Annotated in this window: 21 protein-coding genes; 12 read left to right on the top strand and 9 right to left on the bottom strand. The window is 70.6% G+C overall.

From position 1 onward, the window contains the following. Nucleotides 1-211, top strand: a 211-nt coding sequence (locus tag ACFV0T_RS02065; RefSeq protein ID WP_385773397.1) for an ATP-binding protein, incomplete at its 5' end; no start/stop codon positions are given. A 149-nt stretch (nt 212-360) separates the two neighbouring features. Here the strand turns inward: ACFV0T_RS02065 and ACFV0T_RS02060 are convergent. Further along, nucleotides 361-963 (bottom strand): universal stress protein, encoded by a 603-nt coding sequence (locus ACFV0T_RS02060; protein WP_385773395.1) that lies wholly within the window; start codon nt 961-963, stop codon nt 361-363. A 344-nt stretch (nt 964-1,307) separates the two neighbouring features. Between ACFV0T_RS02060 and ACFV0T_RS02055 the strand changes: the two genes are divergently transcribed. From ACFV0T_RS02055 to ACFV0T_RS02035, 5 genes are all read left to right on the top strand, one after another. Further along, a complete protein-coding gene (locus ACFV0T_RS02055; RefSeq protein WP_385773393.1) occupies nt 1,308-1,667 on the top strand; it encodes an SAV_915 family protein in 360 nt (119 codons plus the stop codon). Further along, the gene (lysA, locus tag ACFV0T_RS02050; RefSeq protein ID WP_385773391.1) at nt 1,664-2,995 is read left to right on the top strand and encodes a diaminopimelate decarboxylase; all 1,332 of its coding nucleotides are present in this window, start codon (nt 1,664-1,666) and stop codon (nt 2,993-2,995) included. The genes ACFV0T_RS02055 and lysA overlap by 4 nt, the downstream gene beginning before the upstream one ends. Nucleotides 2,996-3,469: 474 nt before the next feature. Further along, entirely contained in the window at nt 3,470-4,762 is a 1,293-nt protein-coding gene (locus tag ACFV0T_RS02045; protein ID WP_385773389.1) for an extracellular solute-binding protein, read from the top strand. Nucleotides 4,763-4,768: 6 nt separating this feature from the next. Further along, the gene (locus ACFV0T_RS02040) at nt 4,769-5,767 is read left to right on the top strand and encodes a carbohydrate ABC transporter permease (RefSeq protein WP_385773387.1); all 999 of its coding nucleotides are present in this window, start codon (nt 4,769-4,771) and stop codon (nt 5,765-5,767) included. 50 nt (nt 5,768-5,817) lie between these two features. Continuing rightward, nucleotides 5,818-6,582 carry a carbohydrate ABC transporter permease gene (locus ACFV0T_RS02035; RefSeq protein ID WP_385773427.1) on the top strand — a complete coding sequence of 255 codons (765 nt, stop codon included), beginning with the start codon at nt 5,818-5,820 and terminating at the stop codon, nt 6,580-6,582. A 231-nt stretch (nt 6,583-6,813) separates the two neighbouring features. On the opposite strand, the gene ACFV0T_RS02030 is transcribed toward ACFV0T_RS02035, so the two are convergent. Together ACFV0T_RS02030 and ACFV0T_RS02025 are read right to left on the bottom strand one after the other, a co-directional pair. Beyond that, nucleotides 6,814-7,020 carry a DUF5999 family protein gene (locus ACFV0T_RS02030; RefSeq protein WP_385773425.1) on the bottom strand — a complete coding sequence of 69 codons (207 nt, stop codon included), beginning with the start codon at nt 7,018-7,020 and terminating at the stop codon, nt 6,814-6,816. Between the two features lie 400 nt (nt 7,021-7,420). After that, nucleotides 7,421-8,005, bottom strand: a complete 585-nt coding sequence (locus tag ACFV0T_RS02025; protein WP_385773385.1) for a hypothetical protein — start codon at nt 8,003-8,005, stop codon at nt 7,421-7,423. A 577-nt stretch (nt 8,006-8,582) separates the two neighbouring features. On the opposite strand from ACFV0T_RS02025, the gene ACFV0T_RS02020 reads away from it, so the two are divergent. Further along, the gene (locus ACFV0T_RS02020) at nt 8,583-10,100 is read left to right on the top strand and encodes a glutamate--cysteine ligase (protein ID WP_385773383.1); all 1,518 of its coding nucleotides are present in this window, start codon (nt 8,583-8,585) and stop codon (nt 10,098-10,100) included. Between the two features lie 473 nt (nt 10,101-10,573). Continuing rightward, nucleotides 10,574-11,374 (top strand): CPBP family intramembrane glutamic endopeptidase, encoded by an 801-nt coding sequence (locus ACFV0T_RS02015; protein ID WP_385773381.1) that lies wholly within the window; start codon nt 10,574-10,576, stop codon nt 11,372-11,374. 29 nt (nt 11,375-11,403) lie between these two features. Here ACFV0T_RS02015 and ACFV0T_RS02010 read toward each other — a convergent pair whose 3' ends face one another. The 3 genes from ACFV0T_RS02010 to ACFV0T_RS02000 form a co-directional block, all read right to left on the bottom strand. Continuing rightward, nucleotides 11,404-12,213, bottom strand: a complete 810-nt coding sequence (locus ACFV0T_RS02010; protein ID WP_385773380.1) for a PhzF family phenazine biosynthesis protein — start codon at nt 12,211-12,213, stop codon at nt 11,404-11,406. A 273-nt stretch (nt 12,214-12,486) separates the two neighbouring features. After that, nucleotides 12,487-13,227: a VOC family protein gene (locus ACFV0T_RS02005; protein WP_385773378.1), complete on the bottom strand. Its 741-nt coding sequence runs from the start codon at nt 13,225-13,227 to the stop codon at nt 12,487-12,489. Between the two features lie 1,130 nt (nt 13,228-14,357). After that, entirely contained in the window at nt 14,358-15,566 is a 1,209-nt protein-coding gene (locus ACFV0T_RS02000) for a nitrous oxide reductase family maturation protein NosD (RefSeq protein ID WP_385773376.1), read from the bottom strand. Nucleotides 15,567-16,197: 631 nt separating this feature from the next. Between ACFV0T_RS02000 and ACFV0T_RS01995 the strand changes: the two genes are divergently transcribed. Next, entirely contained in the window at nt 16,198-16,824 is a 627-nt protein-coding gene (locus ACFV0T_RS01995; RefSeq protein ID WP_385773374.1) for a PadR family transcriptional regulator, read from the top strand. A gap of 96 nt (nt 16,825-16,920) precedes the next feature. On the opposite strand, the gene ACFV0T_RS01990 is transcribed toward ACFV0T_RS01995, so the two are convergent. Continuing rightward, nucleotides 16,921-17,349: an SRPBCC family protein gene (locus ACFV0T_RS01990; protein WP_385773372.1), complete on the bottom strand. Its 429-nt coding sequence runs from the start codon at nt 17,347-17,349 to the stop codon at nt 16,921-16,923. A gap of 478 nt (nt 17,350-17,827) precedes the next feature. Here ACFV0T_RS01990 and ACFV0T_RS01985 point away from each other — a divergent pair, with 478 nt between their 5' ends. From ACFV0T_RS01985 to ACFV0T_RS01975, 3 genes are all read left to right on the top strand, one after another. Then, the gene (locus ACFV0T_RS01985) at nt 17,828-18,391 is read left to right on the top strand and encodes a Clp protease N-terminal domain-containing protein (RefSeq protein WP_385773370.1); all 564 of its coding nucleotides are present in this window, start codon (nt 17,828-17,830) and stop codon (nt 18,389-18,391) included. A gap of 402 nt (nt 18,392-18,793) precedes the next feature. After that, nucleotides 18,794-19,798 carry a DMT family transporter gene (locus ACFV0T_RS01980; RefSeq protein ID WP_385773368.1) on the top strand — a complete coding sequence of 335 codons (1,005 nt, stop codon included), beginning with the start codon at nt 18,794-18,796 and terminating at the stop codon, nt 19,796-19,798. A gap of 192 nt (nt 19,799-19,990) precedes the next feature. Then, the gene (locus tag ACFV0T_RS01975; RefSeq protein WP_385773366.1) at nt 19,991-20,950 is read left to right on the top strand and encodes a DMT family transporter; all 960 of its coding nucleotides are present in this window, start codon (nt 19,991-19,993) and stop codon (nt 20,948-20,950) included. A 259-nt stretch (nt 20,951-21,209) separates the two neighbouring features. Here ACFV0T_RS01975 and ACFV0T_RS01970 read toward each other — a convergent pair whose 3' ends face one another. Further along, entirely contained in the window at nt 21,210-21,842 is a 633-nt protein-coding gene (locus ACFV0T_RS01970; RefSeq protein WP_385773364.1) for an FMN-binding negative transcriptional regulator, read from the bottom strand. Next, nucleotides 21,842-22,525 (bottom strand): pyridoxamine 5'-phosphate oxidase family protein, encoded by a 684-nt coding sequence (locus tag ACFV0T_RS01965; protein ID WP_385773362.1) that lies wholly within the window; start codon nt 22,523-22,525, stop codon nt 21,842-21,844. The genes ACFV0T_RS01970 and ACFV0T_RS01965 overlap by 1 nt, the downstream gene beginning before the upstream one ends. Nucleotides 22,526-22,529: the final 4 nt, after the last annotated feature.

The raw sequence follows: 22,529 nt of genomic DNA, 5'->3' as shown, positions 1-22,529 counted from the left end.
CTTCGAACCGTTCCAGCGTTACGGTGACGCTCCGCGCGGGGCCGGTGTCGGCCTCGGCCTCGCGGTCGCACGCGGCTTCGCCGAGGCGATGGGCGGCACTCTCGACGCCGAGGACACGCCCGGCGGCGGCCTCACCATGGTGCTGAGTCTGCGGATGGCACCGGGGCGGCAGCCGGCCCGGCCGGACCTTCCGGCGACGATGCTCTCGTAGCGGGCCGTTCGGCCGTTGGTGACCGGGTGACCGGGTGACCGGTGGGCTCTGGGGACCGGGTGGCTCCGGGGGATCGAGGGACCGGGGGACCGGTGGGCCGGTCGGCCGGCGGCTCGGGCGTCCGGGTGGGCCGCTGAGCCGCCGACGGCTCAGGCGTCCGGCGGCACGGTCTCCGTCTCCCGGGCCAGAGTCCGGGTGTCCAGCCGCAGTCGCCAGGCGTTGCGGCGGTGCACGGCCGCCAGTTCTGACTCCAGCGGGGACGGCGGGACCGCGAGGACCGGACAGGTGGCGTGGGCCAGGCAGTAGCGGCTGATCGAGCGTGAGCACGCGCGGTGCCACTGACTGCGCTGTCCCGCGCCGACGACCAGGATGTCGTCCTCACCGTCGGCTATCTCCACCAGGGCAGGTCCGGGGGCGCCGCGCGCGACCAGAGCGCGCATGCCGACGCTGGGACCCGCGTCGCCGAAGACCTCGCCCAGCACGGTCAGCAGTCGCTCCCGGGCCAGGTGCTGCCACTGCTCGGCCGACGCGTTCGGCACCTGGTGCCGCAGGGCGGAGAGCTCCCCGCCGGGCGGCTCCCAGGCCAGCACCGGCCAGAGCTCGGCGTCGCGCCGCCGCGCCTCCTTGGCGGCCCGGCGCAGGGCGCTGATACTTCCCGGCGAACCGCTCACTCCCACCACGACCCGGGCGGCCGTGGGGCCCTCGAACGCGGTGGGGCCGTCGAACGCGGTGGGGCCCTCGGAACCAGACATGACTTCACCGTTCTTCGCATGCGCCGGCGGTGCACTGCCCGCGGGCATCCTCGGGGTCGGACGCTTCCATCTCACCCCTGGTCCGAGGCCCTCGGCCACCCCGTTCGACGCTTCTTGGCGTACTTCTGACGGCCGTCCCGAGGCCCGTTCGCCACTCGCGTCAGCAACCCGTCAGCGTCGGCCTGTTCGCCGTCAGCATCACGTCATGAGCCGCCCGCACCCAGGGTGAGCCGGGCATAGCGTCGAGGACGAGCCCCGGTCCGCCTCCCCGCGTCGGGGCCCAACCGTCCCTCCCGAACGACCTGAACGACCTGAACCACCCCGGATCCTCCAGGAGGCATCCCATGGCAGACACTCAGTGCGGCGACGACCCCGAACCTTTCGATCGGTTCCCGGCCGGACCACTGTTCGTTCCGGTCCGGCCGGGACCAGAAGGCAGCGCGGCCATGCTGTTCCGCACTCCGCTCGGCCACCGTACGGCCGTCGGATTCACCTCCGTCCGCAGGCTGACCGCGAGCCTCGGCCCCGGGCAGGCGTGGATCCGGCTCGCCGGGCCCGCCCTGCGCGCGCTGACCGCGCCGCTGGGTGTCACCGCCCTCACGGTGGACCCGCAGTTCTCGGCGCCGTCCTCCGCCCCTCGTCCCGGTCGCGCCCGTCGCCCCGGTGTTCGCCCTGCGGATAGGTTGAAGGAGTACGTACGATGACGACCGTTGAAGAACCCACCGTCTCCACCGCGGAGACCCTGTCCGTGTGGCCCGCCTCCACGACCGAGGAACGCCCCGGCGCCCTCGCGGTCGGCGGTGTACTCCTCGCCGAGGTCGCCGAACGCTTCGGCACCCCCGTCTACGTCCTCGACGAGGGCGAGGTGCGTGAGCGCTGCCGCACCTACCGGCACGCCTTCCCCGACGCCGAAGTGCTGTACGCGGCCAAGGCGTTCCTGTGCCGTGCCATGGTCCACTGGACCGCCGAGGAGGGACTCGGTCTCGACGTCTGCTCGGCCGGCGAGCTGGAACTCGCGGTCACCACCGGCTTCCCGCCGGAGCGGATCGTCCTGCACGGCAACGCCAAGAGCCCGCGTGACCTGGAGACCGCCCTGCGTCTCGGTGTCGGCCGTATCGTCATCGACAGCCCGTCGGAGATCGCGCGGCTGGCGGCGGCGGTCGGCCCCGGCGGCCGGCAGAAGGTCATGGTCCGCGTGGTGCCCGGGATCAGCGCGGGCGGCCACGAGAAGATCCGCACCGGGACCGACGACCAGAAGTTCGGCCTGTCCATCTCCGACGGCTACGCCCAGCACGCCATCGCCCGCATCCTCGACCAGCCGCAGCTCGAACTGACCGGTCTGCACTGCCACCTGGGCTCGCAGATCACCAGCGTCAAGCCCTACCTCGCCGCCGTGCGCCGCATGGTCGGCCTCATGGCGCGGCTGCGCGAGCAGCACGGCATCGTCCTGCCCGAACTCGACCTCGGCGGCGGTCACGGCATCGCCTACCTTCCCGGCGAACAGGCACTGGACATCACCACGCTGGCCCGCAGGGTCCGTACCGAACTGGCCGGAGCGTGCGCGTCGGCCGGGCTGCCCGTCCCGCGCCTGATCATCGAACCGGGCCGCGCCATCGCGGGCCCGGCGGGCATCGCGATCTACCACGTCCTGGCCGTCAAACGCACCGGTGAGCACACCTTCGTGGCCGTGGACGGCGGCATGAGCGACAACCCGCGCCCCGCGCTGTACGGCGTGCGCTACGCACCCCGCCTCATCGGCCGCCACAGCACCGAGGCGCCCGCCCCGGTGACGGTCGTGGGCCGGCACTGCGAGGCGGGCGACATCCTGGCAACCGACGTCGAACTCCCCGGCGACATACGCCCCGGAGACCTGCTGGCCGTGCCCGTGGCCGGTGCCTATCACCTGTCCATGGCCTCCGGCTACAACATGGTCGGCCGTCCGCCGGTGGCCGCCGTGCACGCCGGGCACGCGCGGCTCCTCGTGCGCCGCGAGTCCCTGGACGACCTCCGCAGCCGCGACGTGGGCGTGTAGCCCACGCCTTCGCCGGGGGCGACGGGAAGTCTTGCCCGCTTCCCGTCGCCCCCTCACAGTCCGCTCCTTAATGTTCGCCGAGCGATCCGAAAGTTTCGTTCGGATCCAGCGGAGGAACGGGCATATCTGGCGACGCGATGAACAACAAGCCGGTGATCTCCGGCGATTGTCCGACTCCACCCGGACGCCATCACCCCGACTCCACCCCGACCCCCGCGCTTGCCGGGTCGGGGTGGACTGCTGTCCGGGGCGTTCCGGCTCCGCGGCCGTCTCCGGCGGCCCGGACCACCCCTCGGAATGCCAACCGTCGCGAATTCCGGCGAAGTTGGCTGAGGATTCGCCGCGTACAGGGGGTTGCCACCCGTCGGAGCCTGTCTCTAGGGTGCGGCAGCAGCGAAGGTTTCCGGGCTGACTTCGAAACTTTCGGACTGTCGGACGGTCAGGGCGTGCCGTCCCGTACCCAAGGAGCGCATCATGGGCGACCCGGCACTGTCCCGCCGCGGCTTCCTGGCGGTCTCCGCCGCGGCCGGTCTGGGCATGACGGCACTGAGCGGCTGCGGCGGAGACTCGGACGGAGGGTCGTCGGGGACGACCACGATCGAGTGGTGGAACATCTCCACCACCCAGCCCACCAAAGATGTCTGGGCAGCCCTCGCCAAGCAGTTCGAGGCACAGAACCCCAAGGTGAAGATAAAGATCGTCCAACTGGAGAACGACGCCTACAAGTCGAAGATGACGGCGCTGACCGCCTCCGGGAAGCTGCCGGACATCTTCCACACCTGGGGCGGGGGCGTCCTCGAGCAGCAGGTCGACGCGGGGCTCGTCGAGGACCTCACCGACAGCACCAAGGCGTGGGCCGACGGGCTGCTGCCGGTCGCGAAGCAGCCGTACCTGCTCGACGACAGGACGTACGGCATCCCGTTCGACATCGGCATGATCGGCTTCTGGTACAACAAGGCGCTGTTCCGGCAGGCCGGCCTGAGCACACCGCCGACCACCTGGAGCGGCTTCCTCGACGCCGTGCGCAAACTGAAGTCCGCCGGAATCACCCCCCTCGCCCTCGCGGGCAAGGAGAAGTGGCCCGGCATGTACTACTGGGCCTACCTGGCGATGCGTACCGCCGGCATCGACGCCCTGCGCAAGGCCGACGACGACAACGACTTCACCGGGGCCGGGTTCGTCGAGGCCGGCGGCCACCTGAAGGAGCTCGTCGACCTCCAGCCGTTCCAGAAGGGCTTCCTCGGCGCCGCCTACTCCACCCCCACCGGCCAGGCCGCCACGGTCGGCAACGGCAAGGCGGCGATGGAGCTCATGGGCCAGTGGGCCCCGGTCGTCGAGGCCGACGCGGGCAAGGGTCTCGGCGCGGACCTCGGCTTCTTCCCGTTCCCCGCGGTCGACGGCGGCCGCGGCACGATCACCGAGGTGTTCGGCGGAGGGGGCGGCCACGCCCTGCGCAAGGGGGCCCCGCAGGAGGCCGTCGACTTCCTGAAGTTCTTCGCCTCCCGGGCGACGGACCAGGAACTGGTCAAGAAGACCGGTGTGCTCCCGGTGGCCCCGGCCGCCGAGAGCGTCCTCACCGACCCCAACCTCAAAGCCGTACAGGCGCAGTTGAAGAGCGCCACCGGCTTCCAGCTCTATCTCGACCAGGCTTACGCGCCCGCCGTCGGCCAGGAGGTCAACGACAGCGTGGCCGCGCTCATCGCCGGTTCCAAGTCCCCCGAGCAGGTCGCACAGGCGATCACGAAGACTGCGAAGGAAGAGCAGTAGCCCGCGATGACCTCCACCTTCCTCCCGGACAAGCGGTCGGGTCCGGACGTCGTCCTCCCGCCCCCGACCGCGGCCTCGGCCCGGGGGCGGGCCCGGCGGCGCCTGCTGAACTGGCTCACCGCGGTCGGCTTCCAGATACCCGCGCTGGTGCTGTTCATCGGGCTGGTCCTGCTGCCGATGCTGTTCGCGCTGTACGCCGCCTTCTTCCGCTGGGGCGGCTTCGGCATGCCCTCCGACTACACGGGCGCGGACAACTTCACCCGGCTCTTCGAGGACCCGGTGTTCCTGGGCGACCTGTGGCGCTGCCTGATCCTGGTCGGCCTCTCGCTCGCGCTCCAGCTGCCCTTCGCGCTCGCCATGGCGGTGCTGCTCAACCAGCGGCTGCGCGGCCGGGCCGTCTACCGGATGCTGTTCTTCGCGCCGTACGTCCTGTCCGAGGCCATCACCGGTGTGCTGTTCAGCATGATCTTCGCCCCGGACGACGGACTCGCCGACCACGTGCTGGGCGCTGTCGGCCTCGACGCGCTGGGCGGCGAGTGGTTCGCCGACCCCTCCTGGGTCATGGCGACCCTCTTCCTCGTCATGACGTGGAAGTACTTCGGCTTCCACATGATGCTCTACCTGGCCGGACTCCAGTCCATCCCGGCCGAGTTGACGGAGGCTGCGCTGATCGACGGCGCCGGACCCTGGCAGCGCTTTCGCAACGTCACCCTTCCGCTGCTCGCGCCCACCCTGCGCATCAGCGTCTTCCTGTCCGTCATCGGGGCGATCCAGTTGTTCGACCTGGTGTGGGTGGTCACCCAGGGCGGCCCCGACCACCACTCCGAGACGATGGCCGTCACCATGTTCCAGTTCGGCTTCAAGCGCTACCAGGTGGGCTACGCCAGCGCGATCAGCGTGGTCATGTTCGGCATCTGCCTCGTCTTCGCCCTCGCCTACCAGCGGTTCGTGCTCCGCCGCGACCTCGAAGGGGCCACCACGACGATGAGGGGGGACGGCAAGTGACCCGCAAGACCCTGCCCCTGCACCTGACCCTGGTCGCCGTCGGCGCGGTGATGGTCGTCCCCCTGCTGTACGCCGTCCTGTCCGGCTTCAAGTCCACCGACGAGCTCTCCCGCAACCCCTTCGGACTGCCCGACCGGTGGCTGACCGGGAACTACACCGACATCCTGCGCGCGGGCGACTTCTGGCGGCTGCTCGGCAACAGCACGCTGATCGCGGTGGTGACGACCGTGCTGGTGGTCGCCGTGTCCGCGCTCGCGGCCTTCTCCTTCGCCCGGTTCGCCTTTCGCGGGCGGGAGGCGCTGTTCACCCTCTTCACGATGGGGCTGATGTTCCCCTTCGCGGTGGCGGCGCTGCCGCTGTTCCTGCTGCTGCGCTCGCTGGACCTGCTGGACAACCCGCTGGGCGTGATCCTCCCGCAGGCCGCCTACGGACTGCCGATGACGATCATCATCCTGCGTGGCTTCTTCCGGCAGATCCCCGGCGAGCTGGAGGAGGCGGCGACCCTCGACGGGTGCAGCCCGTTCGGGTTCTTCTGGCGGGTGCTCCTGCCCATGGCCCGGCCCGCGCTCGGCACCGTCTCGGTGCTCGCCGTGGTCACCAGCTGGAACAACTTCTTCCTGCCGCTGCTGGTGTTCACCGACAGCACCTGGTGGACCCTGCCCATCGGCGTCCAGCAGTTCCAGGGCCAGTACTCGGCGGAGTACGCCCGCGTCTTCGCCTATCTCGTCCTGGCCATGGTCCCGGCCCTGGCCTTCTACTCCGTCGCCGAGCGTCAGCTCGTCGGCGGCCTCACCGCGGGCGCGACGAAGGGATGACCCACGCTCACGCACGTACGACTCGCCCCCGTGGACGTCCGCACGCCGTGGCCGGCGGTCGGCCCGGTCGGCGGCCCTGTCGCAGCACGCCCGGGGGACTACGGTGAGTGATCGTCGCCGGACATGCGTCGGGGCCGGTTCGCAGGGAGTCTGCGGTCCGGCCCCTCATGTCGTCGGGCGGCGCGCCGTGCCGCCCGATGGTGCTGGCCCCGTCGGGCTTCAGGAACCGTCCTAGGCGGCCGTCACGACCCGGCTGGTCTCCAGCGGGCGGTGCGGGGCGATGATCTGGCCGTCCGGCAGGAGCTCACCGGTGTCCTCGAAGAGCAGGACGCCGTTGCACAGCAGGCTCCAGCCCTGCTCCGGGTGGTGCGCCGTGAGGCGGGCGGATTCCCGGTCGGCGGAGTCGGCTGTCGGGCACGCTGGCTGGTGCTGGCACATGGGTGGGATCTCTGTCTCTGTTGTGGTCATGTCCGTCCCCCGTGGCGATAAGTCGGTCGGAACCCAGTGTTGCCCCACGGGCGTCAATCCGCAGGGATTTCGGTGCACCGCTTCTTACAGGTTGATGACGCATCACTCCGGCGGACGGTTCATTCCAACTGCACGGTCCCTTCGGGTGGTTCGAAGTGGTCGTACAGGGCTAGTCCCTACGAGCCGGAGGCAATTTCCGGCTCGTACGAGCGCATTGCGGCTCTTAGGAGCGCAATGGGTCCGGTCCGCCCTGACCAGAGTAGGCAAGGGCACTCGAACTGTGACCTATTGACACCGGAAACACACTTGCACCCCGCCGCCCCTGAATTCCAGGGGCGGCGGGGTACGCAAGCGGAGGCGGACCCGGGTGTCAGGCCGGTTGGCTCAGCAGCGGTGCCGATGTCGCCCGATGGGTCAGCACCGGGAGCAGTTCGGCGACCCGGTGCGGCCGGTGGGCCGCGATGCCGGGCGGGGCCGGCGCCAGCGGGACCAGCAGGTCCGTGGCGGCGGGATGTCCTTCGGCGCCGTCCGTGGCGCAGTCGCCGTGCAGCCACAGCGTGAGCATGTACAGGCCGGGCACTGACAGCAGACGCGCCTGGTAGGGCTGCTGCACCGTCTCGGCCTGGCGCAGCGCCCGCTCGGTGGAGGCGATGTAGGGCCCCTCGAAGAAGTGTGAGAAGGCCCAGCCGTCGGGGGTGAGCATGGTCTCGGCCGCGGCCACCGCGCGGTCGCCGCAGCGGATCAGGAACCGCCAGCCGGCCAGCCGGGTGGCGGACACGCCTTCGGGGGTGATCGGGTCCAGTACGTGGACGGGCAGCGGGAGTTCGGGCGTCGTGGGTCCCTGGGCGGTGCGCAGGGAGGGGGTCCGGGCTTCGCGGACCGCGGTGGGGGAACCGAGTGCCGTGAGGACGGAGCGGAGGGCTGGCGCGGGAGCCGGGGGGACATGCAGCGGCATGGTGGGTCGCCTCTCATTCGACAGGCACGGTGGCGCGACGGCGGGGCGGTGCGGCGTGGGGCGGTGCGGACGGCGTTGTCAGCTCGCGGGTCGGAGAGGCAGGGGCCGGGGTCTGTGAAACCAGGGGTGCGGGTGTGCCTGCCGTTCGTCACCTCGACGACAGATTCCTTCGACCGTGGGCGCCAACCTTCTCCGCCTTGTTTCGCGGAGTTTATACGACGAGCGTTCACCCTGTGTTTCGTCTAGCCGTTTCCCGCGGTTTCGGCAAGGGTTCATTCGGTCGGCAGTACGCGGGAATCATCCCGATTCTTGGCCCGCTGCACGGCGATGACCTCGGGTTATGCATGTGCAGCGGTCGGCCAATTCTCGTCGGCGTTTTTCACGAGGAGAAGGGGGTACTCGAAGCGCCGCACTGTTCCATGCCCCGTGAATGTGCCGCCGGTCACTTCCGACCAATGTAGCGGCTGCCCGGCCCGGTGGAGGCGTTATCGATCGCTTCCGCTGGGCATCATCCCACCTGACCCAGGACACCGGCGGCCGGAATCACCGGGCCGCCCCGCGTAGGAGGGACGCTTCCATGGGGGAGAAGGTCGCGGCAGGTCGGTTCGACCTGTCCGATCGCCAGCACTACCGCGACAAGCTCCGGCGGTGCCTGGCGGGGCTGGAGCGGCTTCTGGAGGAGAAGCGGTTCGATCGCCCGAGGAACCTCATGGGGCTGGAGATCGAACTGAATCTGCTCGGAGCCGACGGCATGCCGAGAATGCTCAATGCGCAAGTGCTCGAACGGATCGCGAGTCGTGATTTCCAAACAGAACTCGCCATGTTCAATCTGGAAGTGAACATAGCTCCCCATCGGCTGGGCGGGCGGGTATTCGATCGGCTCGCCGAGGAACTTCGTACGTCCCTGGCATATGCCGACCGGAAAGCCGGCGAACTCGACGCCGGAATCGTGATGATCGGTATTCTGCCGACCCTCGACCGGGACGACCTGGTGTCCTCGAACCTCTCCGCCGTCGACCGCTACACCCTGCTCAACGACCAGATCGTGGCCGCCCGCGGGGAGGACTTCGCGCTCGACATCGACGGCGTCGAGCACCTCACCTGTACCTCCAAGTCCATCGCCCCCGAGGCCGCCTGCACCTCCGTCCAACTGCACCTCCAGGTCACCCCGGGCCGTTTCGCCGACGTGTGGAACGCCGCGCAGGCCGTCGCCGCCGCGCAGATCGCCGTGGGCGCCAACTCGCCCTTCCTGTTCGGCCGCGAGCTGTGGCGCGAGTCCAGGCCCCCGCTGTTCCAGCAGTCCACCGACACCCGGCCGCCCGAACTCCAGGCCCAGGGCGTGCGACCGCGGACCTGGTTCGGCGAGCGGTGGATCTCCTCGGCGTTCGACCTGTTCGAGGAGAATCTGCGCTACTACCCGGCGCTGCTGCCCATCTGCGACGACGAGGACCCGCTCGACGTCCTGGACGCGGGCGGTATCCCGAGCCTGGGCGAACTGGTCCTGCACAACGGCACGGTGTACCGCTGGAACCGCCCCGTCTACGGCATCGCCGACGGCCGGCCGCACCTGCGGGTGGAGAACCGGGTACTGCCCGCCGGACCCACCGTCACCGACGTCCTGGCCAACGCGGCCTTCTACTACGGCGTGGTGCGCGCCCTGGCCGAGGAGTCGCGGCCGGTGTGGACCCGGCTGCCGTTCGAGGCGGCCGCCGCCAACTTCGACGCGGCGTGCCGGTACGGCATCGACGCCCGCCTCGAATGGCCCCGGCGCGGCCGGCTGGGCGGCACGACGGAGGTCGACGCCGTCGGCCTCGTACGCGACGAGTTGCTGCCGCTCGCCGAGGCGGGACTCGACGCCTGGGGTGTCGAACCCGCCGACCGGGACCTGTATCTGGGCGTGATCGACGAGCGCTGCCGGCGGCGGACCAACGGCGCGTCCTGGCAGTCGGCCACGTTCCACCGGGCCCTGGAGAAGGGCCTGTCCCGGGAGGCCGCGCTCGCCGCCACCACCCGGCGGTACCGCGAGCTGACGCTGCTCGGGGAGCCCGTGCACACCTGGCCGGTGGGACTGCCTGAGCCGGTGCCGCTGGGCTGAGCGAGCCGCGGACGCGACTCCGGGATCCATCGGTGCGGGCCGTCTCGCCGTCTCGGTGGCGCGCCGACGTGGTGCGTGGCGCCGTGGTGTGGCGTCTTGGTGTGCGCTGACGTCGTGCGTGGCGTCTTGGTGCGCGCCGACGTCGTGCGTGCTGTCGCTGTTCATGGCGCGGCCGTCGCGCCGCCCATGAACGGGCTGACGAGGACGGTCGTGAGGGGCGACGTCCGGCGACGACGGTGAGGACGGGGGGCGGCCGCGCCCGCGTCGTACCGATCGGGCAAGCTGTGACGTCCCATGACAGTGGTGCCCCTGCCTGGCTCGTGCCGGACGACGGCGCACGGCGTACGAAGGGCAGCAGGCGCGCCCCGTACGGAGTCCGTCCCCCCGACGGCCTGTCGCGCACGATCCTCGCAACCTCTTTCGAGACCCTGGCGATGACGGGCACGGTGCGGGATCACCCAACGGAAGCAGGTGTGCAGGTGGAGACGGGCTCGGTGGCCGATTCTTTTCCGCAGGGGCGGCCCTCGCGGCGCATTCTCCGGGATGAGACGCTGCTCGTACTGGGGCTTTCGCTCGGTGCGAGTGGTGTGTCCGCCTTGATCAGTTTCGTCGGATCGGTCACCAAGCCAGGGGGGCTCAAGGACCAGGCGGCCACGCTCAACGCCTCGGCCGCGCCCGGCCGTCCCTGGCTCGACCTCGCGTGGCAGCTCTTCGGTATCGCCTCGGCGCTGGTGCCGGTCGCGCTGGTCGCCCACTTCCTGCTGCGCGAGGGCCAGGGACTGCGCACCCTCGGGTTCGACCGCACCCGGCCCTGGTCCGACCTGGGCCGCGGGGCGGGCGTCGCGGCCGTGATCGGGAGCACCGGGATCGCCTTCTACCTGGCCGCCCGCGGCCTGGGCTTCAACCTCACGGTGGTGCCGGAGGCGCTGCCCGACGTGTGGTGGAAGTATCCGGTGCTGATCCTCTCGGCGATGCAGAACGCGATCCTCGAGGAGGTCATCGTCGTCGGCTATCTGCTGCGCCGGCTGGGCCAGTTGGGCTGGACTCCGGGGACCGCGCTGGTCGCCAGTTCCGTACTGCGCGGCTCCTACCACCTCTACCAGGGCATCGGTGGCTTCGTCGGCAACATGGTGATGGGCGTCGTGTTCGTCTACCTCTACCGGCGCTGGGGCCGGGTGGGGCCCCTGGTGGTGGCGCATTCGCTGCTCGACATCGGGGCGTTCGTCGGGTACGCGCTGCTGGCGGGCAAGGTGGGCTGGCTGCCGACGGCGTGAGCCGTCGAGCGGGCGGGTCGGCGCGGTGGTCAGGCGAGCAGTTCTCCCTCGATGACGGTGACCGCGTGGCCGCTCAGCAGCGTGCGGTCGCCGCGCAGTTCGGTGCGGACGCGGCCGGAGCGGGGCGACGCCTGGAGACCGGTGAGTCCGGGGCGGCCGAGACGCTCGGACCAGAAGGGGGCGAGGGCGGTGTGGGCGCTGCCGGTGACGGGGTCCTCGTCGATGCCGACGTTCGGGAAGAAGCAGCGGGAGACGAAGTCGTAGCCCCGGGTGGGTTCCTCGGCGCGGGCGGTGGCGATGACGCCGCGCGACGAGTAGGCGGCGAGGGCGCGGTGGTCGGGCTTCAGGGCGTGAATGGTCTTCTCGTCCGGGAGTTCGAGCAGCAGGTCACCGACGTTCGGGCCGGTGTCGAAGGCCGCGAGCGGCGTGGCGCCGAGGGCCTCGGCGACCCCGTCCGGGAGTTCGACGGGCGTCAGCGGGGAGGTGGGGAAGTCCAGCGTGATCGAGCCGTCCTCGCAGGGCGTGGCGATCAGGACGCCACTGCGCGTGGCGAACCGGACGGGGCTCCGGTGACCGCCCGCGGTGTGCAGTACGTGGGCCGTGGCGAGCGTGGCGTGGCCGCACATCGCGACCTCGGTGGCGGGCGTGAACCAGCGCAGCGCCCAGTCGGCCTCGCCGCCCGGGGGCAGCGGGTGGGCGAACGCCGTCTCGGCGTGGTTGACCTCCAGGGCCACCTTCTGGAGCCACTCGTCGTCCGGGAAGGCGTCCAGGAGCAGCACTCCGGCCGGGTTGCCGGCGAAGGGGCGGTCGGTGAAGGCGTCGACGATACGAATGAGCATGCCACGACGCTAGGGCTCCGCGCCCCGGCGGACCAAGGCCAATCGTCGGCGACTGGACCGGATCCGGCTCCGGACAGTCGACGGCCTTGCGCAGGGACGGACGACGGGCCGTGGCCGGGGGGGGGGGGCAGGACGATCGGCTCGCGCCGGGGCAGCGCCCGACGGGACGAACAGGCCGGCGTGCGACGGACGACGGGCCGGCGCCCGACGGACGTACGCGGTGAGCGCGCCCGACCGACGACGGGCGTCCCGGGGTGTCGCGAATGCTCCGCGTCAGGACAGGGCGAGGACGCAGAACTCGTGGCCCTCCGGGTCGGCCAGGCACGTCCACGGGACGTCGCCCTGGCCGAGGTCGAGGTCGGTGGCGCCGAGGGCCCGCAGCCTGGCCACCTCCGCCGCCTCGTCGTCACCGGGGTACGGCAGCAGGTCGAGGTGGACGCGGTCCGGCGCGGTCTTCACTCCCGGCGTGCGCAGAAACTCGAGATAGGGGCCGGCACCCTTGGCGGAGCGCAACACCGCGTGCTCGTCGGTCACCTCGTGCAGCGCCCAGTCCGTCGCCTCACCCCAGAACCGGGCCATGTCCCGCGGATCCACGCAGTCGACCACAACCGCGGCGATCGGCCCGGTGTCCCGGTAGATCTCCCGGGGCTCCAGCACGCAGAACTCGTTGCCCTCCGGGTCGGCGAGAACCGTCCACGGCACGTCGCCCTGGCCCACGTGGGCAGGCGTCGCACCAAGAGCCTGGAGGCGCGCGACCAACTCCGCCTGATGGGCCGCGGAGGTGGTGGCGAGGTCGAGATGCACCCGGTTCTTTGTTGTCGTCCTGGCTTCCGGGACGGGAACGACGTCGACGCCGATCATGACCGGGTCCGGCCAGACGAGGCCGCCGACGGGTCCGACGAAGGTGGTCACGCCGGCGCTGTAAGCACTCCAGCCGAGCGCCTCCGCCCAGAACCGGCCGACCGCTGAGGCGTCAAGAGCCTTGATGATCACGTGCACAGGTCGCAGCGCCATGCCGGCGATCCTATGCGCCCGCTCCGCGATGACATCCGCAGGTTGCGTCGCCGAACAGGGATCAACTCAGGGCTTCGGCGGAGGCGCGTGATGTCCGGTTCGTGATCATGTGGGGCCGAGTAGGGCGAGCGGGCGTTTCGGGCCGTGCGAGTCGGCCCGGAGTGCGGCGGCGACGTTCTGGGTGCCGGCGGGGCGCAGGGCGCCGATGGCATGGTTGCGCCAGGTCGCTGGTGCGCAGCGCATCGCCGGTCCGAAGCTGCGAGGCGTCCTCGGCGAAGGTGGTGGTGTCCCGCACGTGGTGCAGGGCCTCGATCTGCCAGTGCGAGCGGATCGTGTCGGCGAGTTGGGCGGGAGTGGCCTTCCCGGCGCTGAGGCTGGTGACCGCGTGGACGGTCTTGATGCTGACCTTGCCGCTCTGACGGTGCAGGCCGCGCCGTTCGGGCCGGCGGCCTGGCGGGCGCCGGGGAAGAGCAGGTTGTTCACGGTGCAAACCTTGATGCGGCGGATCTCGCCACGGCCGTGACCGCTTTCGCGGATGCGGCTCTGGAGCGGAATCCGCTGCCAGGGAGGGGCTTTGAGCTGCTTGCGGAGCTTCTTCTGATTCCCGTTGACGATCACGATGTGGTGGGCATCGCGACGGGCGAGGTACTCGGCGTGTTCGCGTTGGGTGTGCATGGCGTCGCTGATCACGACGGTGTCGGCCAGGTCGGCGAGGTGGTCCAGAAGGGGATGGAAGTCGTCTCGCACGGCACCGGCCGGGTGCCGGTCAACAGGCAGCGACGGGCGCGGATGCGGTCCCGGGCTGCCGATGGCGCATCGGCAGCCCACTCGCTGATGGCCAGGAGCGAGGTCGCCCGGTCAGTACGGCGCAGGAGGCCGGCGCCGGCACACACACCAGGCCGTGGCGCACACCGCAGGGCTTGCGCGGATCGGGGACAGCGGCCAACCGGGTCAGCCGCCCAGGCAGTTCATGTTCCGCGGCATCAGGCTGACGACCGAGTTGGTCGATGACGGGCGGGATCGCAGAGGATGCGACGGCAGGCACGTGCTTCCGCGGGGAACACTGCCCGGTGGTCGCAGACTGTGTCCGGGATCTGAGAGCCAGCCATCCCTGGATGAAAAGGGCGAGGCTAGAGGCAGATGCCGGGAGGGGCCGCGTTCGGACCGACGTTGCCGCTCCAGGTGTTGGCCGTGCCGTCGGTGCCGGTGCCGCTGGTGCTGTCGCGACAGTCGAGCACGCCGTTGTGACGGAAGACGTTGGACTTGATGGTGTTGCCCCCGTTGCCGCCGGCGTCGATTCGGATGCCGTCCCCCGCGTTGTCGTTGGCGACGTTCCCGGAGATGACGGAGTTCGTGAGGGAGTTCGCTGCCACACTGATGCCGTGACCAACGGTGCTTGAGTTGGAATCTCTGATGACGTTGTTGGAGATGGTGACGTTGGTGTTGGGTGAAAGGCCGAAGGCGTTGGCCCGCACGCCCAGGAATCCCCTCTCGATGATGTTGGAGGTGATCTTCGTGTTCGTGTTGCTGTCACCCAAGAAGATCCCGGGGGCACCAAAGTTGTCCCGGATGATGTTACTCCCTACGTTGGCGTTGTTGGACTTGAAGATGAATGCAAAGGCTCTGTCTCCCAAGGAGGTGTTGCTGTTTACTTTGACATTGTCGATCCCTCCGGGTGCCGGCGCGTCCAGAAGGACCCCGGAGTTTTCGTTACCAGAGAAGGTGTTTGTTTCGATGTCTGCCTTCTTGAGGCCCGCGTCCGAGTAGATTCCGCTGCCACTTGCAGAACCTGGTTTATTGTTCTGGCGGATGCAGTTCTGTTCAACCTCGGAAAGGCTTGTGCCGCTGGATTGGAAATAGACCCCAATTACATTGTTCTGGATCATGTTCTGCCGGACCTGGTGGCCTGAATGTGCCGCGCTCGTGACGATGCCATAGCTGGAGGTGTTGTTCTGAACGGTGAAGCGGGAGAATCTGATGCCGTTCTCCACCAAGCGGACACTGCCTGAACCGCCCGCCGACTGAATGATCGCCTGTCTGGACGGATCCGGAGCTCCGGCCTGGCGGCACGCTGTCCCTGTGGGGGCCACGGCCGGTCCGATCAGCTGCAAATTCGCCTTGTTCACGGTGACAACCTCGTTGTACGTCCCGGCACAGACCCTGATCACGTCTCCTGGTGAGGCCGCAGTGATCGCTGCCTGGATCGTGGTGAAAGCTGCGCCCGGACATTGCGCTCCGTTGTCATCCACAACGAGTACGGCCTGAGCTGCCTGGCTGGGTACTGCGGAAAATGCCGTGGCCATTGCCATGCCCGCTGTGATGAGGACCATCTTCTTCATGACCTTCTCCTTGGCTTTCAGGCGGCCCGCAATCCGCGCAGCCCACAATCCGGTCGCGCGGCGGCATGGTCGGCTAGGTGGCACACAAGTGGCAGCCGGACTGGCGGATTCGCCTGGCATTGAAAGGCCGCCATCAGTTATGCAAACCGAACGAAGAGCGGACAGTCTCCGCTGGTTACGAAGCTAGGTGTGCCACGTTAGGTGTGCAAGTAATGGCACTCTGTATGGGTCGCCGGCCATGCGGCGCCGCCGACCCGCCGGGGCGGGCAAGCGTGTGCCTCAGCTCGTACCGCGTCGAACGGCGCCGGTCGCTGTCGCATAAATCAGCCGGTCCCCCGCCGAGGCGGACCGCCGGCGGGATCAGGATCGCCCGCCCATGGGACCGCAGCCTGGCACCCGTTGAGAACGAGATCTTCGCCGATGTTCAAGAAGAGGGCGACGCAGTGGCCTGTCGAATGCGTCAGGCCTGCTCCCTGTTGCGCACCTCGGACCACCGGTCGAACTTCAGTGGCACTCGGTCAGGGTTCAGCGGTGCCGGACACCGTCCGTTCGGATGGGGCTTGCCCCTGGGCAGCCTACCGATATATCGTTGAAGCATCGCGACAGATCGACGACTGATGGAGTGATTGCGATGCGTTCCCACGGATTCGAGCGTGGACATGGACAGGACGGCCCCTCCCGACATGGCCGGGGCGGCTTCGACGGGCGGCGTGCGGCCTTCGGACCCTTCGGTCCCGGCGGCCCCGGCTTCGGCCCGGGCGGACCCGGGCCCTGGGGTGGCCGAGGGCGTGGCGGGCCCCGGGGGAGGGCGCGTCGAGGTGACGTGCGCGCCTCGATCCTGGCCCTGCTCAAGGACCGGCCCATGCACGGTTACGAGATGATCCAGGAGATCGCCGAGCGCAGTGGCGGGGCGTGGAAGCCCAGCCCCGGTTCGGTGTACCCGACCCTCCAGCTGCTGGAGGACGAGGGCCTGATCGTCAGTGAGACCGAGGGCGGCAAGAAGCTGTTCTCGCTCACCGAGTCGGGCCGCACGGCCGCCGACGAAGGCGCCGACGCACCTTGGGAAGAGGCCTCGCGCGGAGTCGACTGGGAGGCCCTCTCCGAGATCCGCCAGGCCGGTTTCGGTCTGATGGAGGCCTTCGGCCAGGTCTGGAAGACCGGCACCAAGGAGCAGCGCGAGAAGGCGCTGACCGTCATCAACGACGCCCGCAAGAAGCTGTACCTGATCCTCGCCGACGAGGACCAGGGCAGGTCCTGAAGCCGACGGCTGAGCGGAACTCGTGGAAGTCATGCGGGACGACACCATGGGCGCCCGGTGGAATCGCTCCGCCGGGCGCCTCTCTGCGCGTGCCCCTCAGGTCACCAGGCCGTCGAGCTTGCGCAGTGACTCGTTCAGTGCCGCCGTCGCCGAGTCCTTGAGCTTGCCCGCCATCAGCGAGACGGCGGCGCCCGTGAACTCGCCGTCCATGCGGACCGTCGTGCCGTCGCCGTCGGGAGTCAGTGTGTAGCGCGTGGCGACGGTCACCGCCATCGGGCCCTTGCCACGGATGGCGAGCACGCGGGCCGGCTCCAGTTCCTCGACGGTCCACTCGACCTCCGCCGGGAAGCCCATCAGCTTCATGTTCTCCTGGAACGTGGCGCCGACTTCGAGGGTCTCCGGGCCGCCCTTGGGGAAGCTGGTGTGAGTCGCGTTCCACTCGCCGTAGGCGGACCAGTCCGTGAGCTGCGCCCACACCTTCTCGGCGGAGGCCTGGATACGTGCCTCCGCGCTGACTTCGGCCATGCGACCACCTCTTCGTGTCGGGCTACGGTGTCGCGGAACGTAGCCGCAGGGCCCCGAACATTCAATACTGATGAACAGTCAGGAAATGTGGTGGCTCCACGGCTGCGGTGAGCGGTGGGCGGAAAGCGGACAGCCGGGAGCGGGAGGCGGCTCTCCTCGTGGCGGTGCCACGCGTCCCGGAACAGGTCGGCGGGCAGCGCGTCCGTCAGGGCGTCCACCCGGTAGACATGGTGCCTGCCGTCGACCGCAGGCGGCGTGACCAGGCGGTACCCGCTCTCCATGTCCGTGTGGGACGAGCGGCCGGGTGGGCCGGTTGCCTCAGGGGCGTGGAGCAAGGCGGCGCGCGCCGCGCGCGAGGAACGGCGTGATCTCATCCGTAGGGAGGAGATTTCGGCCTGCGGTGTCCACTCTGCGTGGGACGCGAAGATGCTTCGCGCCGGGGATGCCCGGATCCGCAGAGACTGATGAGCTAGGAGATGTGCAACCCCGTATTCCCCGGCAGTCGACCAGTGAACAGGGCATCCGGCACGCCGACGGCGAGGCCGGGCTCAGCGCCGAACTGGTGGCGGTGGTCACGGGTGCCCGGCGCAGGGCGCTGCGGGACGGGGACCGCCATATCGACACCGCCCATCTGCTGCACTCACTGCTGGAGTCCGATCCCGAGGCGCGTGCCGTCTTCGGCGAGGGACCGCAGATGGCCCGCCTGCTCGGCTATCTCGTCCAGCGCAGCATCGGCTACGGCCTGCGCTGGCAGGGCGGGGTCGAGGCCTCCGGCCCGCTGCCGACGCCGCCCGCGCCGTCCTCGGTGACGGAGTCCGCGGCCGAGGGGTTCTCGCCGCTGGCCGCCGGCGCCATGGTGCACGCCTGCGAGCGCGCCGCGCTGCGCGGCGGCGAACCGGCCCGCTGTGTCGACCTGCTCGCGGCGATCGTCCTCGATCCGCAGGCCCGCGCGGTGGAGGTGCTGGCGCGCGCCGGGGTGGACCCGCGTGAGGTGGCCGCCCGCATCGACAGCGGCCTGGAGGAGTACGCCGGGGGCGCCTAGGGCGTGTGCGGAAGTGGCGTCGTCCGCCCGGAGGGCGGGGCCCGCGGCGTCCGGTGCGGTGTGTCGCAAGGCGCAGGGGCGTCCGCGTACCGGGCGTACGCGGGCGATCCCGACAACGCGGCGGGGTGCCGTGCCAGGCGTCGCGGGCCGGACGGGACTTTCGGAACACGCCCTGGACGGCGTGGTGAGCCAGGTCTGCTGAAGCCCGCCTGTCGAGGCCTCCCTCGCTGGGGCTCTGCTCCTGAGGACTGCCTGCCGCGGGACCTGCCGCGGGACCCGCTGAAGGCGCCTGGTCGGCGGGTTCGCCGAGTTCGCGTCGTGTCCGTGGGGGAGCTTCGTGCGCGTCCAGCCGGTGAGACAGGTGTCATCGGGGATGACGCTCCTGTCGCCGCCTGTCATCATGTGCCGGTGCATATGTCAGAGAGCGGTCGGAGCGGCCGGGGAAAGGGCGCGGGGCTGGGTCTCGCGCTCGCGTCGGCGCTGGCCTTCGGGGGATCCGGAGTAGCGGCCAAGCCGCTGATCGAAGCGGGTCTCGACCCGCTGCACGTGGTGTGGCTACGGGTCGCCGGCGCTGCCCTGCTCATGCTGCCGCTCGCCGTGCGTCATCGCGCGCTGGTGCGCCGCCGCCCCGCTCTGCTCGCCGGGTTCGGCCTGCTCGGCGTGGCCGGTGTCCAGGCCTGCTACTTCGCCGCGATCTCCCGGATACCCGTCGGGGTCGCGCTGCTCGTCGAGTACCTCGCGCCCGCCCTGGTCCTCGGGTGGGTGCGCTTCGTACAGCGCCGGCCCGTGACACGTGCCGCCGTGCTCGGTGTGGCCCTCGCGGCCGGGGGGCTCGCCTGCGTCGTCGAGGTGTGGACGGGACTCGGCTTCGATGTGCTCGGACTGCTCCTCGCGCTCTGCGCCGCCTGCTGCCAGGTCGGCTACTTCGTCCTGTCCGACCAGGGCAGCGACTCCGGCGACGACGCCCCCGACCCGCTCGGCGTCATCGCCTACGGCCTGCTCGTGGGCGCCGTGGTGCTGACCGCCGTGGCCCGTCCCTGGACCATGGACTGGTCCGTGCTGACGCGCACCGCGCGGATGGACGGCATCCCGGTGGCCGCCTGGCTGCTGCTGGTCTGGATCGTGCTCGTCGCCACGGTCGTCGCGTACGTCACCGGGGTGGTCTCCGTGCGGCGGCTCTCGCCGCAGGTCGCCGGGGTGGTGGCCTGCCTGGAGGCCGTCATCGCGACCGTGCTGGCCTGGGTACTGCTCGGCGAACACCTCTCCGCGCCGCAGATCGTGGGCGGTGCCGTGGTGCTGATCGGCGCGTTCATCGCCCAGTCGTCCACGCCCGCCAAGGGGTCGCCGGAGCCGGTGGCGGTCGGCGGGCCCGAACGGCAGTTGTCCACTCCCGAACCGGCGGCCTAAAGTGTGGATCATGCATTCGGACGCACTCGTTCTTCCGCCTCCGGCCGCCTGAGGCGGGCCTTCCGGTGATCAGGCCCGGCGTACAGCCGGGCCGCACGGTGCTGCCCGCGGCCGAAGTCCGCGGACCTCGCTGAGCCGAGGTCCTTTCCCGAACTTCCGCGCACTGTCGCTGCGCGTCTGCGGAGAGAACGCATGTCCACTGCTGTTTCCGGCCTGCCCGTCGGGCGAGGCCTGCTGTATCTGACCATCGCCGGTTTCGCCTGGGGCACCGCGGGCGCGGCCGCCTCCCTGGTCTACCGGACCAGTGATCTGGGCGCCGTCACCCTGTCGTTCTGGCGCTGCGCGGCCGGGCTGGTCCTGCTGCTCGCCGCCCGGCTGCTGCGTCCTCGCGCCCGCAGCGCCGCGGTACCGCTGCCGTTGCGCAGCAGGGCACTGCGCGCGGGGGTCACGGGCGTGGGGCTCGCGGTGTTCCAGACGGCCTACTTCGCGGCCGTCGACGCCACCGGTCTGGCCGTGGCCACCGTCGTCACGCTCGGCGCCGGACCGGTCCTGATCGCGCTCGGCGCCCGGCTGACCATGGGGGAGCGGCTCGGCGGGGGCGGGGTCACCGCCGTCGCCGGGGCGCTCGCCGGGCTCGGGGTGCTCGTGGCGGGTGGCGGTGGTGCGACCGTGAGTCCGTGGGGGGTGCTGCTCGCGCTGGTGTCGGCCGCGGGCTACAGCGCGATGACCCTGTTCACGCGCTGGTGGGGGCGCGACGGCGGGGCGGACGCGGCCGGCACGTCGATCGGCGCGTTCGCGGTCACCAGCCTGTGCCTGCTGCCGTTCGCGCTGACCCAGGGGCTGCTGCCGCACACCGCCGACCTGGGCCGGACGCTGTGGCTGGTGGCGTACATCGCGGCCGTCCCCACGGCCCTCGCCTACGCCCTCTACTTCGCGGGCGCGGCCGTCGTCCGCTCGGCCACGGTGTCCGTGATCATGCTCCTGGAGCCGGTCGCGGCGGCGGTCCTCGCCGTCGCCCTGCTCGGCGAACGGCTCACACCCGCGACCCTCACCGGCACCCTCCTGATGCTCGCCTCGGTCACAGGCCTGGCTTTGGCGGAGACACGGACACGGCAGACGGCGGCGCCTGACCACGGCCTGACCACGGTCTGACACGGCCTGACACGGGCGGGTCCGGCGCGGCCTGGTCCGGCGCGGCTTGGTCTGGTCCCCTCCGGGTCGATCCCCGGAGGGGACCAGACCCGGAAGGGCTGCGCTGGAGGGTGGCTGCGCCTGAAGGAGCCCGACCCGTAAAGGCTCTTGCCCGGCGTGGGCCCTCGGAACAGGTCCCCGTCAGGAGGCCGTCCCGTCGGCCGAGCCCTCGGGCCCCCTCCCGTCAGCCCATGCCCGTCAGCCGGTCAGCCGGTGTCCGTCAGCCCGTCTGTCTGCGCAGCAGATGTTCGCGCGCGGCCGCGTCACCGGGGCCGCCGCGGGCCGTCAGTCCGGTCTCGATCCGTGCCCGGATCTCGTCCGAGTGTCTCCCCGCGTACTTGAACTTCGCCCGCACGCCTGTCACTTCGAGCCGCACTCCGCGGATGCCGGACAGCTGACGGCCGTACGGCACCTCGCCGACCGCCACCCGTGCCGAGCCGCCCTCCGGCTGGAAGTGGCCCATCTGGCGGTTCAGCAGCTCGGCCTTGGCCGCCGGGTCGTCCACGACGTGGGCCGTGCAGCGGAGCTGGACCGCCGCGTAGAAGCTCGTCGGCGTGCCGTGCTCCGACGGGCCCTCGGGTGGCGCCTGCCAGGGGCCGGGCACGAAGACGTAGTCGTCGACGACGCTCAGCACCACTTCCCGGTTCGCCTCCAGGGCGGGCCAGAGCGGGTTGGGACGCGCGAGGTGGGTGAGGGCCTCACCTCGCCCGGGGTCGTAGGCGAAGTGCAGGGGCTGCACGTGCGGCGGCTCGCCGGGGAGGCCGTTGACCGCGAGCTGCCCGAAGTCGTGCGTCGCGAGCCAGCCCTGCCACTCGGCGTCGTCACGGGGCGCGTCCCAGGGGTGGATCAGCATCACAGGCCGGCCAGGTAGTCGGGGAGCTCGGTGCCGGGGGCCAGATCGGGGGCGGGGAGCGGGGTGCCGTAACCCTTGCGCAGGGGGACGACGCCGGCCCAGTGGGGGAGGGCGAGGTCCTCGGGCTCGTCGCTCACGCCACCCGTGCGCAGCTTGGCGGAGACCTCGTCCAGGTCGAGGCGGATCACGGAGGTGGCGGCCAGTTCCTTCTTGTTCGCGGGCCGGGAGTCGGCGGCGCGGCCCGGTACGACGTGGTCCACGAGGGCGTCCAGTGCCCGCCGCTTCTCCTCGGGGTCCGTCACCTCGTGGGCGACGCCGTGCACCACCACCGAGCGGTAGTTGAGCGAGTGGTGGAAGGCCGAGCGCGCCAGGATCAGGCCGTCGACGTGGGTGACCGTCAGGCACACAGGCAGCCCCGGTTCGGCCTGTCCTGTCATCCGCAGCGGACGCGAGCCCGTCGAGCCGTGCACGTAGAGGCGCTCGCCGACCCGGCCGTAGAGCGTGGGCAGCACCACAGGCGCACCGTCGCGGACGAACCCGAGGTGGCAGACGTAGCCCTCGTCGAGTATCGCGTGCACCAGTTCCCTGTCGTAGGAGGCCCGGTCCGCGGCCCGGGTGGGGACCGTGCGGTCGGTCGGACGGTAGGCGGCGGGTGATGGCGGCGTCTGGGCGGTCCCCTGCATGGCG

It is taken from the genome of Streptomyces sp. NPDC059582, assembly GCF_042735715.1.
Taxonomy (GTDB): Bacteria; Actinomycetota; Actinomycetes; order Streptomycetales; family Streptomycetaceae; genus Streptomyces.
Note: the sequence above shows the minus strand (reverse complement) of the source record. Positions and strands in the feature narration are given on the sequence as shown.